General features: G+C 37.4%; 20 protein-coding genes. 5 read left to right on the top strand and 15 right to left on the bottom strand.

Translation table 11 applies throughout. From position 1 onward, the window contains the following. Position 1 precedes the first annotated feature (1 nt). A complete protein-coding gene (locus MNY28_RS00790) occupies positions 2-358 on the top strand; it encodes a hypothetical protein (RefSeq protein WP_346388595.1) in 357 nt (118 codons plus the stop codon). Between the two features lie 84 nt (positions 359-442). On the opposite strand, the gene MNY28_RS00785 is transcribed toward MNY28_RS00790, so the two are convergent. Further along, positions 443-1,795, bottom strand: a complete 1,353-nt coding sequence (locus MNY28_RS00785; protein ID WP_188110072.1) for a 3-deoxy-7-phosphoheptulonate synthase class II — start codon at positions 1,793-1,795, stop codon at positions 443-445. A 93-nt stretch (positions 1,796-1,888) separates the two neighbouring features. Here MNY28_RS00785 and MNY28_RS00780 point away from each other — a divergent pair, with 93 nt between their 5' ends. Genes MNY28_RS00780 through lysS form a run of 4 tightly spaced genes read left to right on the top strand, consistent with a single transcriptional unit; the run spans position 1,889 to position 5,462 of the window. Next, on the top strand, positions 1,889-2,836 hold the full coding sequence (locus MNY28_RS00780; protein ID WP_346388594.1) for a GGDEF domain-containing protein: 948 nt from the start codon (positions 1,889-1,891) through the stop codon (positions 2,834-2,836). Next, complete coding sequence (locus tag MNY28_RS00775; RefSeq protein WP_151900630.1) at positions 2,826-3,443, top strand: CvpA family protein; 618 nt, start codon at positions 2,826-2,828, stop codon at positions 3,441-3,443. The genes MNY28_RS00780 and MNY28_RS00775 overlap by 11 nt, the downstream gene beginning before the upstream one ends. A gap of 2 nt (positions 3,444-3,445) precedes the next feature. Then, positions 3,446-3,931 carry a transcriptional repressor gene (locus MNY28_RS00770; RefSeq protein WP_151900631.1) on the top strand — a complete coding sequence of 162 codons (486 nt, stop codon included), beginning with the start codon at positions 3,446-3,448 and terminating at the stop codon, positions 3,929-3,931. Between the two features lie 16 nt (positions 3,932-3,947). After that, on the top strand, positions 3,948-5,462 hold the full coding sequence (lysS, locus tag MNY28_RS00765) for a lysine--tRNA ligase (protein WP_346388593.1): 1,515 nt from the start codon (positions 3,948-3,950) through the stop codon (positions 5,460-5,462). Between the two features lie 28 nt (positions 5,463-5,490). Here the strand turns inward: lysS and MNY28_RS00760 are convergent, their stop codons facing one another. The 14 genes from MNY28_RS00760 to MNY28_RS00695 form a co-directional block, all read right to left on the bottom strand. Next, positions 5,491-5,751 (bottom strand): hypothetical protein, encoded by a 261-nt coding sequence (locus MNY28_RS00760; protein ID WP_346388592.1) that lies wholly within the window; start codon positions 5,749-5,751, stop codon positions 5,491-5,493. Positions 5,752-6,091: 340 nt separating this feature from the next. Further along, positions 6,092-6,781, bottom strand: coding sequence for a class I SAM-dependent methyltransferase (locus tag MNY28_RS00755; RefSeq protein WP_151900635.1), 690 nt, complete (start codon positions 6,779-6,781; stop codon positions 6,092-6,094). Next, positions 6,774-7,397 (bottom strand): ATP phosphoribosyltransferase, encoded by a 624-nt coding sequence (hisG, locus tag MNY28_RS00750; RefSeq protein ID WP_151900636.1) that lies wholly within the window; start codon positions 7,395-7,397, stop codon positions 6,774-6,776. Before hisG ends, MNY28_RS00755 begins: the two co-directional genes overlap by 8 nt. Next, positions 7,391-8,029, bottom strand: coding sequence for a type III pantothenate kinase (locus MNY28_RS00745; protein WP_346388591.1), 639 nt, complete (start codon positions 8,027-8,029; stop codon positions 7,391-7,393). The genes hisG and MNY28_RS00745 overlap by 7 nt, the downstream gene beginning before the upstream one ends. Beyond that, the gene (locus MNY28_RS00740; protein ID WP_151900637.1) at positions 8,014-8,334 is read right to left on the bottom strand and encodes a hypothetical protein; all 321 of its coding nucleotides are present in this window, start codon (positions 8,332-8,334) and stop codon (positions 8,014-8,016) included. Before MNY28_RS00740 ends, MNY28_RS00745 begins: the two co-directional genes overlap by 16 nt. A gap of 7 nt (positions 8,335-8,341) precedes the next feature. Next, positions 8,342-10,672, bottom strand: coding sequence for an EAL domain-containing protein (locus MNY28_RS00735; RefSeq protein WP_346388590.1), 2,331 nt, complete (start codon positions 10,670-10,672; stop codon positions 8,342-8,344). 6 nt (positions 10,673-10,678) lie between these two features. Further along, positions 10,679-10,891 (bottom strand): hypothetical protein, encoded by a 213-nt coding sequence (locus MNY28_RS00730; protein ID WP_151900639.1) that lies wholly within the window; start codon positions 10,889-10,891, stop codon positions 10,679-10,681. Positions 10,892-10,908: 17 nt separating this feature from the next. Next, on the bottom strand, positions 10,909-11,121 hold the full coding sequence (locus tag MNY28_RS00725) for a hypothetical protein (RefSeq protein WP_151900640.1): 213 nt from the start codon (positions 11,119-11,121) through the stop codon (positions 10,909-10,911). 38 nt (positions 11,122-11,159) lie between these two features. Then, positions 11,160-11,660: an HIT domain-containing protein gene (locus MNY28_RS00720; protein ID WP_151900641.1), complete on the bottom strand. Its 501-nt coding sequence runs from the start codon at positions 11,658-11,660 to the stop codon at positions 11,160-11,162. 231 nt (positions 11,661-11,891) lie between these two features. Then, positions 11,892-13,172, bottom strand: coding sequence for a TRAP transporter large permease subunit (locus tag MNY28_RS00715; RefSeq protein WP_346388589.1), 1,281 nt, complete (start codon positions 13,170-13,172; stop codon positions 11,892-11,894). Beyond that, on the bottom strand, positions 13,172-13,636 hold the full coding sequence (locus tag MNY28_RS00710; protein ID WP_346388588.1) for a TRAP transporter small permease subunit: 465 nt from the start codon (positions 13,634-13,636) through the stop codon (positions 13,172-13,174). The genes MNY28_RS00715 and MNY28_RS00710 overlap by 1 nt, the downstream gene beginning before the upstream one ends. Positions 13,637-13,669: 33 nt before the next feature. After that, the gene (murF, locus tag MNY28_RS00705) at positions 13,670-15,115 is read right to left on the bottom strand and encodes a UDP-N-acetylmuramoyl-tripeptide--D-alanyl-D-alanine ligase (protein ID WP_346388587.1); all 1,446 of its coding nucleotides are present in this window, start codon (positions 15,113-15,115) and stop codon (positions 13,670-13,672) included. A gap of 13 nt (positions 15,116-15,128) precedes the next feature. After that, on the bottom strand, positions 15,129-15,863 hold the full coding sequence (locus MNY28_RS00700) for an alpha/beta fold hydrolase (RefSeq protein WP_346388586.1): 735 nt from the start codon (positions 15,861-15,863) through the stop codon (positions 15,129-15,131). Then, positions 15,864-16,901, bottom strand: a complete 1,038-nt coding sequence (locus MNY28_RS00695) for a D-alanine--D-alanine ligase (RefSeq protein WP_151900646.1) — start codon at positions 16,899-16,901, stop codon at positions 15,864-15,866. Between the last annotated feature and the right edge of the window lie 13 nt (positions 16,902-16,914).

The following is a 16,914-nucleotide window of genomic DNA, read 5'->3' as shown; positions in this document are numbered from 1 at the left end:
TATGCAATTAACACCTTTACATGTAAAAGAAAATACAGGCATACAGTATATGTCTCGTGAACTTCTGTTTCTGGCACACAGCGGACAGCCTTACAGAGGAACTGTTTACATCAACTTTACCAGCAGTGGTGAGACCTTTGATTTACGTGATTTTAAAAAATACCTGACCTCACTCAGAGACAAAAAGTTTACTGCCGAAGATATTGCTTTTGAAATCTATGAGACAATTACACAAAGTATACAGACAAAAAATCTGGGTGTAGTAGTTGATTTGAGCGCACGCGGAGGTTTGCAACAGCGACTCTGTTACGGAGCAGACTTTATACCTGTAAAAAAAGAAAATATCTTTCAGGTATGATAAAAAAGACGCACAGCCCAGACTGCAGTGACTCTTCGGAATCGGCACTTCCGTGCCGACTGTTCCAACTTAGGGAAAAGCTCCTTATTTATTCGCATCCTGTAAAGAATCAGCGATTAAAAATGCCAACTCTAATGACTGATCAGCATTGAGACGCGGGTCACAGTGTGTATGATAACGAGAACTTAAATCCTCTTCTGTTACAGTAAATGAACCGCCGATACACTCCGTAACATTTTTTCCTGTCATCTCCAAATGAACTCCGCCGGCAAATGTACCCTCAGCCTTATGTACCTGAAAGAACTGCTTCATCTCGGTTAATATAGCATCAACAGGACGTGTTTTATAGTTGTTGGATGATTTTATAGTATTTCCGTGCATTGGGTCACATGACCAGACAACGTTGAGTCCCTCTCTCTCAACAGCACGAATCAATGCAGGCATATGCTCGCCGACTTTGTTCGCACCCATTCTCACAATGATATTGAGACGCCCTGCTTCATTTTCAGGATTTACCGCCTGAGCCAACCGTACCAGATCATCCGGGTTCATAGTAGGTCCCGCTTTAATGCCTATAGGGTTTTTAATGCCTTTCATATACTCAACATGCGCACCGTCAAGCTGGCGTGTTCTATCCCCTATCCATACCATGTGTGCTGCAGTATTATACCAGTCACCGGTAAGAGAATCCTGTCTTGTAAAAGCCTCTTCATACGGTAAAAGCAGTGCTTCATGGGAAGTAAAAAAATCTGTTTCACGCAATGTTCTGTATGTTTTAGAAGTAACACCACAGGCTTCCATAAACTTTAATGATTTTTCTATATCCTCTGCCAATGCTTCGTATTTCTCACCCACTTCACTTTTATGGGCAAAATCCAGGTTCCACTTACTGACCTGGTGCAAGTCAGCCAATCCGCCTGATGCAAAAGCACGGAGCAGATTTTGTGTAGCCGTTGCCTGGTTATAGGCTCTTATCATACGTTCCGGATCCGGTGTACGTGACTTTTCGTCAAAGTCTATACCGTTAATAATATCCCCACGGTAAGAGTCAAGAGTAATATCCCCTTTTGTTTCCGTATCTGAGGAACGCGGTTTTGCAAACTGACCGCCGAGACGTCCTACTTTTACAACAGGAAGTCCGCCGGCATAGGTCATAACAACCGCCATTTGCATCAAGGCTTTAAAAGTATCGCGAATATTATCTGCATGAAATTCACTGAAACTCTCGGCACAGTCACCGCCTTGCAGTAAAAAAGCCTTTCCCTGTGACACATTGGCCAACTGTTCTTTCAATGAACGTGCTTCTCCTGCAAATACCAATGGCGGGTAGCTTTTCAACTCTTTTAAAACAGCTTCAAGTTTTGCTTTATCAGGATATGTCGGTTGTTGTAATATCGGTTTTTCTCTCCAGCTAGACGGGCTCCAAGTGCTCATTATCAGACCTTATATATTATTGTTTTTGGAATTTTATCAAAAAATAGCTAAAATTGCTATGAGAAAAGCTTTTTTTATGCTTAAATTAGTATAATTGTGAATATTTTTATTTGGAGATTTATGACAAAAAGTGACTTAAAATCATTAGTAACTCAAATGTATCATGAGCTGCTTGAAAATATTGACACACAACAAGAGCCTAACAAGGAACAGGTTATCACCTATTTGCAGGATGCTGTGATGACTATTCAAAATATAAATGACGGGGATATAGACTCAGTAGAACATGCAAAGCTGGCATTCACCAACACTTATAAAGAAATTGCAAATAAAACACTTTTATCATATCAACATACAAACAACAAATTTGCCAAACTGACTCAAATTCATGAAGAGACTATTCACAGCTATGAAAATCAGCTCATAGATATGCCTTCAATAAAAGAAAAGTTTGATGAGATTCAAAATCACATGGCAAAAGAGGTACAACGCGCAAATCAGGTTATATCAGAGTTAAGCACACAGGTAAAAAAACTTGAAGAGAGCTCAAACCTGGATTCTTTGACAAAAATATTCAACAGACGGGCACTTGATACATACCTTCAAAAACTCTGTGCAAAAAAAGAATTAGAGTATGAACTGCACATACTTCTTCTGGATATAGATGATTTCAAACATATCAATGATAAATACGGACATATTGCAGGTGATAAAATACTGATTTTTGTTGCCAGACTTTTAAGAAAAACATTGCGTGACGGTGATAAAGTTTTTCGTTACGGTGGCGAAGAGTTCTTGATTATACTCAACAGAATAGATGCACAAACCTGCCAAAAAATTGCAAGAAGAATTTTAACGCTTATCAGTTCAAATCAACTCTTTTATCAGGGAAAATCTTTGAAAGTAACCATGAGTCTGGGTGCGACAATGTACTATCCTGGCGATACGGCGGAAACACTTATAGAAAGAGCTGACAAGGCACTGTACAAATCCAAGCAAAACGGAAAAAATCAAATGCATATGGAAGTGAAAAATGGAATTTAACTATTTTGACATTATTGTAGGAGTTGTCATTCTACTCCTGGGTTTAAAAGGAATACTGAACGGGTTTTTTAAAGAAATTTTCGGACTCATTGGTATCATAGGCGGTATATTCGTAGCATCCAGATTTGGTGATGATGTCGGACTGTATCTGAGTAATACGATATTTAAATTTTCAAACGAATCGGCTATAAGTTTTACAGGTTTTCTGGTAACACTGGCACTTTTTTGGCTGGTAATGGTTCTTATAGGGTTTGCATTTAAAAAGTTAAGCGCAGTAAGCGGTCTTGGTCCGATAGACAAAATTTTGGGATTTATCGTAGGTTCAAGCAAGTTTTTTCTTATAGCAGCAGTTATTGCTTATGCGGTTTATAATGTCAAGGCAATAAGAACGACACTTGATTCTGCACTCAAAACAAGTATACTCTTTCCTGTTTTAGTCGAAACAGGAAAATATATTATGAAAATAGACCCTACGGATATTTCAAATGATATCAATACAACAATCTCACAGGGCAGTGCTGATATGCAACAAAAAATTGAAGACAACATCTCAGCAGCAGCCTTGCAGCAAATTGACACTATCAAAAATCAAATAAAAGAGAAATAATTATGATACATGTAACGACAAACTTCAACAATAAAACCATGGAATATGAAGAACTGCTGAATGATTTCAAAAAATTATTAAAAAAGAATAATCTCAAATTTACGATTCAGCGTGAAGTGATATTGGAAACTCTGTACAATTCGGATGAACATCTGACTCCTGAAGATTTACATCATCTCCTGCAAAACAAATACCCGGAACTAAAAACAGGTATAGCAACTGTTTACAGAACACTTTCGCTTCTTGAAGACTCCCAGGTTGTTACCTCACTTTCATTTGGAGCACAGGGAAAAAAATACGAACTTGGTGTAAAAATACATCACGACCACCTCATCTGTACAGAATGTGGAAAAATCACAGAATTTTTGGATGATGAGATAGAAAAGCGCCAACATATAATCACAAAAAAATTCGGTTTTAAAATGACTGACCACTCTATGCAGATATATGGCGTTTGTAAAGAGTGCCAAGAAAAAGAAAACAACTAAGAAAGAAGGAAAACTATTGATTTTTGAAAATAAATACATACAGCAAAGAATAGAAAAAGCAAATGCATTAAAAGATGCAGGGTACAATCCTTATGCAAATGATTCACAAAGAAATACAACTATCGAAAAATATTTGAATGTCAACTCTGATGTGGCCGAGATGGAAAACAAACGTGACGAAAAGCGTCACTACATTGTAAGCGGGCGTATAAAGTTTCTTCGTATTATGGGAAAAGCAAGTTTTGTAAAGATTGAAGATGAAAGCGGTATGCTACAGGTTTATATTACACGCGACAATCTTCCCGAGGGTTTCTACAACACTATGTTTAAAAAAAACATAGAAGTCGGAGATATCATTGAAGTCGGCGGTTTTCCTTTTGTAACAGGACAGGGAGAACTCTCTTTGCATGTAGACAGTTTCAAGCTGCTGACAAAAGCCATCTCACCGCTTCCTGAAAAATTTCACGGTATTACTGACAAAGAGATTCGTTACAGAAAACGCTATCTTGATCTGATTATGAATGCGGAAGTCAGAAAAACTTTTCAAATCCGTTCCCGCGTTATCTCTTTGACACGCCGTTTCTTTGAGGACAAAGGTTTTTTGGAAGTGGAAACACCTATGATGCATCCTATTGCCGGCGGGGCCAATGCCAAACCTTTTGTTACACATCATAATGCACTCGGTGTTGACAGATACCTCAGAATTGCACCGGAACTTTACCTTAAAAGGCTCATTGTCGGCGGTTTTGAAGCCGTTTTTGAAATCAACCGTAACTTTAGAAATGAGGGGATGGATGCAACACATAACCCTGAATTCACCTCTATAGAGTTTTACTGGGCATACAAAACATACAAAGATTTAATCGAAATCACAAAAGAGTACTTCCAGTACCTTTTTGAACATTTAAATCTGCCGACACTTTTGCCTTACGGTGATTTGGAAGTCAATTTTGCAAACTTCCAGGAGATTCCTCTTATAGAGTCTTTAACAACGATTGGCGGAGTTCCTGCAGATGTTACAAAAGACAAAGAAAAAATCATTGCCTATTTGAATGAAAAAGGTATTACGGTTAAACCCGGAATGAATTTGGGGCAGCTTCAGGGTGAACTTTTTGATGAATTTGTTGAGAAAAAACTGATAGACCCTACTTTTATTACAGAGTATCCTGTTGAAATTTCTCCGCTTGCTCGCAGAAGTGATGCACATCCTGAAATTACAGAGAGGTTTGAACTCTTTATAGCAGGCCGTGAAATTGCCAATGCTTTCAGTGAGTTAAATGACCCAATAGACCAACTTACACGTTTTGAAGGACAGATGGCTGCAAAAGAGAGCGGAGATGATGAAGCCCATGAAATGGACAGTGATTTTGTTGAAGCACTCAGCTATGGCATGGCACCAACAGCGGGACAGGGAATAGGAATAGACAGACTTGTAATGTTGCTGACAAATGAGCACAGCATAAGAGATGTTTTACTGTTCCCTGCTATGAAGCCTGTACAGGAAGAAAACACAAAAGAAGAGGAAGAGTAAAAATACTCTTTCCTCCCTCTTCTGCTGATTACAGCTTTTCTGGAGTCAGCCCTGCACTTTCTAAAAAATGACGCAGTTCTACCACTATCTCTTTTGAAATATTTGTATCTTGATGAGGAAGAGGCATAACATACTCTTTGTCATTTAAAAATATTTTTACATGATGATTTTTTGTCATCTCTGTTTTTGCACCATAATGTTCTAACGCATGTATTAGTTTTTTATAATCAATATTAGATGAAAGCGGATGCTCAAATACTTTTTCTATTTTTGCTTTGTGTTTACTCATGGGTAAATCCTTTTCTTTTTTATTTATAGTGCTATTATAACATGCAGACAGAGAAACTTTTGCTACTTAGTTTGCATTTTTTTTCAAAATCAGGAATGCAGTGCCGGAACTCACCGTTTTTCTCACAAGTCATGCTTTAGCATAGAAAATCCGGGTTCCAAAATATTCCTGAATCGGTACTTTAGTGCCGACTGTTGTTACATCCTTGTCACTCTCAGCCCACCCTAAAGGATGGGTTCCAGAAAAATAATATGCTTTTTCCCAACCTAATGCATCAAGACTGAAGTCCGAGGGTTTCGAAATATTCCGGAATCGTTACTCTGCTTTTACTCCTTCTTTGCTACTCTGTTCTTTTTTTAAAGATAAGCAGTGTTTTGTCTTGTGTATCATAAAGAGAAAAAGTCTGTTTTTCTACAAGTTTGAGTTTTGAAAGTTTTTGAAATATCTGTATTTTATGAAAGTACTGCACAATTGTATCTTGCTGTTTTGTGTAACTTCCATCTTCTTTTTTTTCAAAAAGTGTAAATTTTGTATGCAGTTCATTGTTTTGAAATATGGCATCGACATTTAAAAATTCTTCTTCATTTTCACTGCTCATCGTTCCTTCTGCCACATCACTGAAACCATAAAGCGTATTGATATCAGCGATAAAAACACCCTCATCACTGAGTTTGTCCGCAACCGATTCCAAAAAAGAAAGAAGACTCTCTCTGTCCATAAAATTTAAAACATCAAAAATACTTACAATGGCATCAAATTTGCCATCAACCTCTTTTATATCAATGCACTCGGCGTCAAATCCCTGCTCTTTACACTCAGCAACCATTACAGCACTCAAATCAATGCCTTTACATGTAACACCGTCGCTACTCATTCGCTGCATAAATCCGCCACGACCGCATCCGACATCCAGCAGTGTTTTTACACTATAGTCATCCAGTTCCGAGCGGTATAAATCATAAAGTGCCTCTGTAGCCTCTTCTATACCTAAAAGATGTTCTGCCTTGGCATAAAGATCAAGATTAGTCATTTTCTGCTTTTATAACTTCATTAATTTTTTCGTAAATATCCAAAACTTCATCTTTTTTGGCAATATAACTGTTCTTGTTTGCTATTAGATAGGTCGAACTTGTCATAATGTCCTGCACAACTTCCAAACCGTTTTGTTTCATAGTCGTTCCCGTTTCAACAATATCTACTATCATATCTGCAAGACCGATTAACGGGGCAAGTTCTATAGAACCGTAAAGCTTTATAATTTCTACACTCACAGCCCGTTCTTCAAAGTAACGCTTTGTAATGTTGACCATTTTGGAGGCTACTTTAAGCTCTGGTTTTGTCAAATCAAACTTTTCACCCCTTCTCATGCCTATTGCCACTTTACAAATGCCACGACGCAAATCGAGCAGACGGACAACATCAAGTCCCTGTTCTTCCAGGGTATCAAGCCCGACAACCCCAATATCAGCTGCCTGATGGTATACATAGGTTGCCACATCTTGATTACGCACAAGTAAAAAACGAAATTTCGACGTCTCAAGAATTAGTTTTCTGTCATCAAATTTAAAACTGTCACCAAAAATAGTTTCAAAAATTTCCAAAGTTTCTTTGGCTATACGACCTTTTGGCAGTGCAACTGTTAGCATAGTCTATCCTCATTCTGTAATATAATCTTTTTCATAGAGTTGAAAATCAGTTTTTCATCGACTTTTGCATCTCTAAATATCTTTTTAAATTCCAAGGCATCGCCACCTGTCAAGATGACCGGCAGGTTATGGGACATTACTTCACTATAGAGTGTTTTTAAATATCCGTAACTTATGGCATCTTGTGAATTTTTTGGCATTATATCCAAGTCACACTCAAAGTTAAATGAATATGCCAGCGCAGGAGAAATATTCTCATAGGTTTTTTGCATTGCTTTAATTCCCGGGTAAATAAAACCGCCCCTGAATTGTCCGTTTTTTACAACATCAACAGTCACAGCACTCCCCGCATCAATAATAATACCGTCGGAAACAGACTCTACGGCAAAAATTCTGTCAATTCCCATAGTCTGATAATATTTTTTTTTATCAATATATTCAGATAAATCTATCCAGTTTGGCAAAGACCGCAAGTTTACATGCAGAGCCTTGTTCACACAAATATAATAGACTTTTTCTTTTACACAGGAGGGGTCAAAACTCTTTACATGTTCTTTATAGTCTCTGTTTTCATCATAAAAATGATAGGAAGTATTGCCTATATCACACAAAAGCATTATTGGATTTTCCATCCTGCTTCTTTAAAAGCTTTTTGGGCTTTTGAGCATAAGGGTGCATCTATAAACAAAATCTTATGTTTAAAATTGTGTTCACAGTAGAGTGTCAACTTTGCATAAATCTCTTCAAATTTATGAACATCTTTCATCAATATTCTGCTCTTTTGGCTCACAGCAAAAATTGCCCAAAAATATCCGCGTATATCTGTTGCCTTATAAATTTTTATCTTATTTCTTATACCCAAATCTTTTGGAGAAATCTCCTGCATCTTTTTAAATATTTTACCCTTGTGTCTCAAAGAGTCTACAATCATTTGCATAGAAATACTATACTCCTTTGTTTTTTGCAATTATAAATGCTTCACATTCATCTACGGGTAACGGCTTGGAGAAAAAATACCCTTGAATGTCATAACATCCCTCTTGTACTAAAAAGTCCAGTTGTTCTTTAGTTTCAACACCTTCAGCTATTATTTGCAAGCCTAAATTTTTTGCCAAAGATATAATTGTTTTGACAATTGCAACATCATCTTTGTTTTTTGGAACATCTGTAATAAAACTACGGTCTATCTTGATTTTGTTTACCGGCAGTTTTTTCAGATAGGACAATGATGAATATCCTGTGCCAAAATCATCTATAGAAACGGAAATACCCAAGTTTTGTATTTTATTTAAAATATCTATAGATTTTTGAGGATCTTTCATAATCTGACCTTCAAGAATTTCAAGTTCCAAAAGAGCTGTATCAAATTGCAAACGCTCAACAGTATAAGCAAGCTCTTCAATATAATTACCGCTTTCTATCTTTTTAGTAGACACATTTACAGAAACCTTTCCAAATTCAAGACCCTTTTGCTGCCATTTCAGTATCTGTTTTATTGAATGCGTCAGCATGTATTTGTCAATTTCGAGAATTAAGCCTGTTTCTTCACAAAACGGGATAAAATCATTCGGATTAATCAAACCTTTTTGCGGGTGTATCCAACGAATCAATGCTTCTAATCCTACAATTTTTCCGTTTCTTGCATCTATTTTCGGTTGAAAATAACTTACAAATTCTCTGTTTTTCAAGGCTTTGCGTATATCTGCATCGAGTTGAATTTTCTGCAGTGCCATCTCTGTCATTTTTTTCTCATAAAACTGATAAGTGTTCTTACCGCTGTCTTTTGCTTTATACATGGCAGTTTCGGCATTGCGTAAAAGCTGGCTCGCTTTTTTGGCATCTTGAGGATACAGGGCTACACCAATACTGAATGTAGTATATATTTCTATATTTTTTATATTAAACGGTTTTTTCATCTGAATCAAGATAGATTCAATCAGATTTATTGTACTGAAATGTGTTGTATTTCTGTGCAATATGGCAAACTCATCTCCGCCAAGCCGTGCCAGAGTATCATCATTCTTTATACACTTTTGCAGCCTTTTGGTAATTTCTAACAGCAATTCATCGCCTACTTCATGTCCGTAGGTGTCATTGACATCTTTAAAGCTGTCTAAGTCTAAGAAAAATATACTCAACTGTTCGCCGGTTGCTTTGTAGTGTTTTATAGCCTCTTCAATTCTGTCTAAAAGTAACACTTTGTTTGGCAGTTCTGTCAAATGGTCATGATGCGCAATAAATCGCAAAACATTTGACTGCAGTTCCAGCTCTTTGGTTTTTTCCTCTACACTTTGTTCGAGTATCTCATTTTGTTCTTCTATAAAGCGTTTGTAATTTACATTATAAGCATAATACAAGAGCACAATGATCAATAAAAAAATGAGCAGTGTTACTTCCAAAATACTGTTTTTAGCCTGTTCAATATCTGAAAGATCAATCAGTCTCAAATCTTTTGCAATGATAAAATAGCCCATGGATTTTGCATTCAAATCCGGCAACCGCAAGGTTGTAATCAAAAGAGAATGCTCTTTGTCTACTCTATATTCAGGAATATCAAGGTATTTTGTAATTGACGAATTTTTGACTATTTCAAGCAGCCTGTTGCTCTTAAAGGGATTGACTATATAATAATTTTCAACAAAAGTATTTGAATAGGCTTCACTCAACTGCTTTTTATAACTTTTGTCAACAACTATCAGCAGATCATTGCCACTGCGTTTCATTTTTTCACTTATGGAGTCAAATTTTGCGATAGTCTCAACAATACCTATGAACTTGCCTCTTTCATAGATCGGCACCATTGCTTTAAAAGTCATATCAAATTTTCCGGTACTGACGGTGGAGATAACTTTAGGATCATGAATAGCCTGCTTTACATCCTGTCGCACAAAAGAGAGATCATCTCCTATTTTGTCACTCCAGCTTCTGTAAATACTTCTCCCGTCGGGTGCGATAAACTGTATCCAGATATTTTTTAAAGAGGAGTAGCGTTGCAGAGTTGTAATTAAATTATCAAGATAAAGACTGCTGTGATTTTTCTGTTCTAACGCATTTTTTATATTCTGATTTGCAGAAAGTGCCAAAGTCACCAGCAAAATCGCCTCAGATTTTTCTTTAATCAGACTCTGCAGTTCATTTTTCATATCTTTACTGACTTCAAAATACTTTTCATTTTTTAAAGTCTCTACTTTATTGGTCACATAAAGATAGCTTCCTGTCAAAAAAACTGTAATTAACAATACAGCTATGACAATGATTCTTAAAAACTGCGTCATAAAAAATTATTTACTCAAACCTAATTCTGCAAATAAAACTTCAAAATATTCACTGATATTCAGAAGCTCTTCCATAAGCGTTCCAAATGCTTTATCCTCTTCTATCCACTCTTCAATTCTTTTGACACTGTCACTTTTTTGACTCTCATCCAGCTTGTCACTGTTGACAACTGCATCTTTGATTTTTTCTAAATGTTCTTTGTGTTTATGTGCGCTCATTTCTTTTTCCTTTGTGATTAATAATTTTCATATTTTCCGGCTTTTACATCTTCTCTAAGCTGTTGAATCTTTTTTTCCATAATATTTAAAATAATATCCGCCGCCTCTGTATCATCCGCTTCGGGAACATCCCAGTCTGTTATTTTCATATTCATTTTAAACAGTAATTCCAACTCTTTTTCTATTTCAGCCTTTCTTTCCGCCAATTCCTGTATAACTGCATCTGACATTTTCAATCCTTACTTTTTCTTTTAGTATACATCAAATTTTATTTAATATCTATATACTTTGGAATGAAACTTTTGATTTTTTTGTAAATCCTTTCAAAATCTGTTGAGTAGACTCTTGTATGAGCAACAGCAGTGATAAAGTTCGTATCTCGCTCCCATCTTGGAACAAGATGCATATGAATATGCTCGGCTATTCCTGCACCCGCAGCCTTGCCCAAATTCATACCGATATTTACGCCGTTTGCACCTAATCCTTCTTTGAGCAGTTTGACACTCTGCTGTGCGAGTTTGGACATGTTCAGCCAAACTTCACTCGGCAGCTCTTCAAGTTTGTCCGTATGCATATGGGGGATAATCATAAAATGCCCCGGAGTATAAGGATATTTGTTCATCACCATAAAACAGTGTTCATTTCTGTAGAGTACATGTAAAGACGCATCCTCTTGCGGGTGTGTACTGATATGGCAAAAAACACACCCTTTTATTTTTTCCTGTGTAACATATTCATCCCTCCAGGGAGCATATAAAATATCTTCCATTCATTCTCCTTCAAAAATTATAAATCGCTATGGCAACAGTAATAAAACCAGCCTAAAGCCCGCACTGAAGTACGGGTTCCGAAAAAAGCACAGACTCACCCGGAATCGGTACTTCAGTACCGACTATTGCTACTTTCTTGCCACTCTCAGCCCGCACTGAAGTACGGGTTCCAAAAAAAAACACAGACTCACCCGGAATCGGTACTTTAGTGCCGACTGATGGCGACAGCATTACAAAAATGCAAAAACCAGATCAGGAAAAGCCACGACAAGCCCCAGACCTAACAACTGCAAAGCGATAAAAGGGATAATACCTTTGTAGATATCCATCGTTGTAACACTGTTGCCGGCTGCCCCTTTTAAAAAGAAAAGCGAAAGTCCAAACGGCGGTGTTAAAAATGATGCCTGCAAATTCATGGCTATTAACACGCCAAACCAGATGGGATCTATTCCAAAAGCAGCCATAACAGGGACTAAAATAGGTACAATAATGAAACTTATTTCTATAAAATCTATAAAAAATCCGAGTATAAAAATACTCAGCATTGCCACAGCTATAAATACCCAAACATTTCCTATGTCTTGCGAGAAAAATTCCAAAATCAAATCAGTTCCGCCGAGTTCGTTAAAAACAAGACTAAAAGTTGTCGCACCGATTAAAATCATAAAAATCATACCGCTGAGCTTCATCGTCTCAAACAGAGCATATTTTATCATTGCAAACTTAAGTGTTTTATTGTATGCCGATAAAATGACGCCACCGAGTACGCCAAAAGCCGCTGATTCTGTCGGAGAGGCGATACCTGCAAATATACTTCCAAGAACGGCAAACATCAACAAAAGCGGTGGGATAATGGCAGTTACAACATCAGTCAGCGTTGTTTTTTCATCGCTCATCAGTGCCGGGGCATCTTCTTTGTTCATGAAAGCACGAATGAGAATATAGGCTATATAGAGTGAAACAAGTGTCAGTCCCGGCAAAACCGCACCTTTGAACAAATCACCGACACTGACGCTCATCACATCTCCCAGCACGATAAGAATAATCGAAGGCGGTATAATCTGTCCAAGCGTTCCGCTTGCCGCTATAGTTCCGGATGCCAGGCTTTTATTGTACCCGGCACTGAGCATCAAAGGCAGAGCGATCACGCTCATCATCACCACAGAAGCCGAAACTATTCCCGTAGAAGCAGCCAAAATCGCACCCACAAGAACAACACTTACACCCAAACCGCCGCGAACACTTTTAAAAAGCGCACTCATCGAAATCAGCAGCTTTTCCGCCATACCTGACTTTTCGAGAATCAGTCCCATCATAATAAAAAGCGGCACTGCCATAAGCGTAGTATTGCTCATAATGCCGTAAATTCTAAAAGGCAGTATATTAAAAACATCAAATCCCAAAGAAGGAATGAAAAAGGCAAAAAACATTGCCACACCGCCAAAGGCAAAGGCAACAGGGATTCCCCAAAGTAAAAGTGCAAGCGCCACACCAAACATTACAAATGCCATTAGAGTGATTTCCATTTTTCAATGTCGCTTACAAGCTCTTTGAGTGCCTGCAACACCAAAAGAACAAAAGCAAACGGCATCAAAGATTTGACAATCCAACGGTATTGCAAACCGCCCGGATCGGAAGAGGCTTCATGCTGCACAAAGCTCATCTCCACAAATCCTATTCCTATATAAATAATCAAAATTGAAAGAGGGAGTACAAAAAAGAGAGCCGAGACAATATTAATGAGGGCCTGTCTCTTTGGCGAAAATTTTTCATAAAAAATATCAACACGGACATGAGCATTATGACGCAGAGCAAAGGCAATACTGAGTAAAATAACCACATCAAAAAAATGCCACTCCAACTCCTGCAGTGCCGTAGAACCGTGAGAAAAAAGATAGCGGCTTGTTGCATCAAATACAACCAAAACAACCAGTAATGCCAGAATCACTGCAGTCAAATAAGATATATACTTCATAAATTTATCGACAGCATTTAACATACAAAAATCCTATATAAAATTCGGTGCATCATTGGCAAAGAGTATGATATCGCCTGATTTTGTCTGACTGGCCAAAATGTCAACCATTGATGCTTTGTCTTTGAGTATTATTTTGTTCTTTACATGTAAATGCCTGTCAAAAAGATCTGCATTTAAGGAGCCGGTAACAATCACTATGTCAAAGACTTTGTTGATTGCTTCAATCAGCTGTAGATTCAATTCATCCGTACTTTCAACAAGTCCCGGTGTAACGATGACTTTTCTGCCCTCATGCAGTGAACACAAACGTATACCCTCAAGCATACCGTCAATATTCCCGTTATATCCGTCATCAAGAATGATTTTTCCACCGGCTTTTATGAGTTGGAGTCTATGCTCAACCGGTTCGAGGTTTTTGACAGCCTCAACTATCTCTTCATCACTCATTCCAAAACTTTTTGCTATTCTTACCGCTACGGCAATATTCATCGTCTGAAAAGCACCCAGAATATCTGTATGCAGTTGTAAAGTTCTCCCATCTGATTCAAGTTCAAAATCAGTACCTTCGAGCGTTGCCTGTACGTTTTTTATCTCATCACCGAAAAAAGTCACCTTTTCATGTGGTTCATCTGTCACAGAGGTATGAATAAATGCCTGTTCCAACCTTGGTGATTTAATAATTTCGAGTTTTGTAGCGATAATATTTTTCAAAGATTTAAAATACTCTATATGTGCCTCACCCACACGCCCGACCACAACTCTCTGCGGTTCCAGAAAAGTTGTAATTTCATAAATATCTCCGCGCTCTCTTGCGCCTGCTTCACATACATATATCTGTGTATCTTCAGGAAGATTATTGTTTATATCCGCAACAATTCCGCCTAAAGTGTTTACACTTCTTGGTGTTGCATAGACATTAAATTTATACGAGAGAATTTTGGCTGTAAAGTTTTTAATGCTTGTCTTGCCGTAACTGCCGGTAATGCAGACAATTTCCAAATCTTTCATAGATTGCAGTTTTTTCTTCGCCTCTTTCATGTAGACTTTGAAAAGAAACTTCTCTATTATATAACTGCCGATATAGGCAAGTGCCAAAGGCATAAAAACACCGTATGTTGCACAGCCCTCTTTAAGCGTACACAGTACATCCTGAAAGAGTGTCAGAGAAACCAAAAGAATCAAAAATCTTTTGACACGCCATGTCAGAACCAGCTTTTTATCAAGCTTTTTATACCAGATAATAATACTCGGGACAAAAGCAAATATAAAAAATATAATAAAGAACTTCCCTGTTGTGTAATAGGCGATAAAAGGAATAATAAAATACAAAATATGCCAATGCGGCTTGTGGTGTCTGAAAATCACTCTCTCAATTTTATAATCATACCACTGCAGGTTTGTAATAAGGTACCAGCCTAAAAGTGTGACAAAAAGAACATTGGTTACAAAGGCCAGCAGTGTTTCATACTCTTGCATTGCATACTCCCTTTTAGTGTTGCATTGTTTCTAAAAACGCAGTTTGAATTTTTAAAGAAATATCCTCTGCATTTTTCATAAAAAAATAATGATCGCCATTATATACTTCCAAAGCAGAATCATTGATAAGCTCTTGGATTTTTCTTCCCGAATCAAGTGGTGTGGCACTGTCCTCTTTACCCCAAAAAAGCAATGCTTTTTCTTCAAATCTTGAAAATTCATCACTAAAATCTTCATTGACCACATTTTTAAAAGTCTGATACATGTATTCGCTGAGTTGCCTGGCATCATCTGCCACAAAGAGCGAACGGAATTTGGATAAACCAAGAACTTTCAATGTCTTAAAAAGTGCTATTTTTGCCTGTACTTTAAAAGGCTTTGGTATATAAATACCGGCACTTGCAACCAAAACAAGCAGTTTCGGCTCCAGCAACAAAGCAACTTTTCCGCCAAAAGAGTGCCCCATTACAATATCTTTTGAAGCATTCATATAAATCATCAGCAATTCTACAATTCTTGCTACATCAGCAGTTGTTAAAGCATCATTACATGTAGAATTACCAAAACCCGGCAAATCTATATAGATGTGGCGAAAAGTGTCCATATAGGGAGAAAATGTCTGTTTCATCAGATTTTTATTGCTTCCCCAGCCATGTAAGACTATCAGGTCTATCTTGGCATGAGGATTCACTATTTCATAACTAATGTCAAAAGTATGCTGATTATACTGTATTGACTTTACCGCCATCTATTTGCCTTTGGCCTGAGAAATAGAGTGAATATAATCATAAGTCACTTTTGGACGTTTTGAATGAGGCAAAGAGGAGGCAAGTTCTTCAAGAGAGGCTGCAAAATCTTCAAAAAGATAATTTGCCATAGAACCCGGAATAGGGTTGATTTCATTGAGCAGTACTTCATCATTGAAAACAAAAAAGTCACAGCGTATCAAAGCACCTTCAAACAAACCACGATAGACTTTTTCAAAATTTGTTTTCAGACGCAGTGCCAACTCTTCACTGACATCCGCCTGAAGCACCTGTTCACTTCTTGAAAAATCCATATACTTTTTCTCAAAATCTAAAAATTCTTCTTTTTTCGGTTCTTCGACAATGGAGTAATGCATCATCCCGTTTGCGTAATATCCTGCCAGATTATACTCTTTGACACCCTCCAAAAACGGCTCTACAATGAGTGTGTCATCAAATTCAAAAGCAACATCGAGTGCATAATCAAGTTCACTTTCATCTTTGACTACACTTACCCCGATTGAGCTGCCAAGAGAAGCAGGTTTGACTATAAAAGGATACGGTATCGTTATATTGCAATGTTCATTTTTATGAATAACTTCATATTTGACATATTTGACACCTGTGGCTTCACACAAATATTTTGTATAACGCTTGTCATAAGAGAATGTACAGGCATCCACACGCGGACCGATGTATTTTACAGAGTAAAAATCAAACAGTGCGGCTATTGTCCCGTCTTCTCCATCCGCCCCGTGAATTAAATTTAACACGATACTGTTGTATTGACTCTTTGAAAACATGCTTTTTTGGACAAAAGAGCCCTGTGCGAGTGTGAGGAGAGGCATCTTTTTATATGCACCTTTTGAAAAAGTGACTGCTTTCATTTTTGCAGGTTCTATGAGATAAAAAGTATGATCACTGTCACAAAATACAAATGTCAAATCAAAACCTGCTAATTTCTCTTTTAATGTTATGGCACTGACAATGCTTATTTCATGCTCGAAACTTGCACCGCCAAATAAAATTGTTAATTTCAATAGATATTTCCTT

The sequence above is a fragment of the Sulfurimonas sp. NWX367 genome, assembly GCF_039667065.1.
In the GTDB taxonomy this organism is placed as follows: Bacteria; Campylobacterota; Campylobacteria; order Campylobacterales; family Sulfurimonadaceae; genus Sulfurimonas; species Sulfurimonas hydrogeniphila.
The sequence above is the reverse complement of the archived record's forward strand: the minus strand, read 5'-3'. Positions and strand labels throughout refer to the sequence as shown.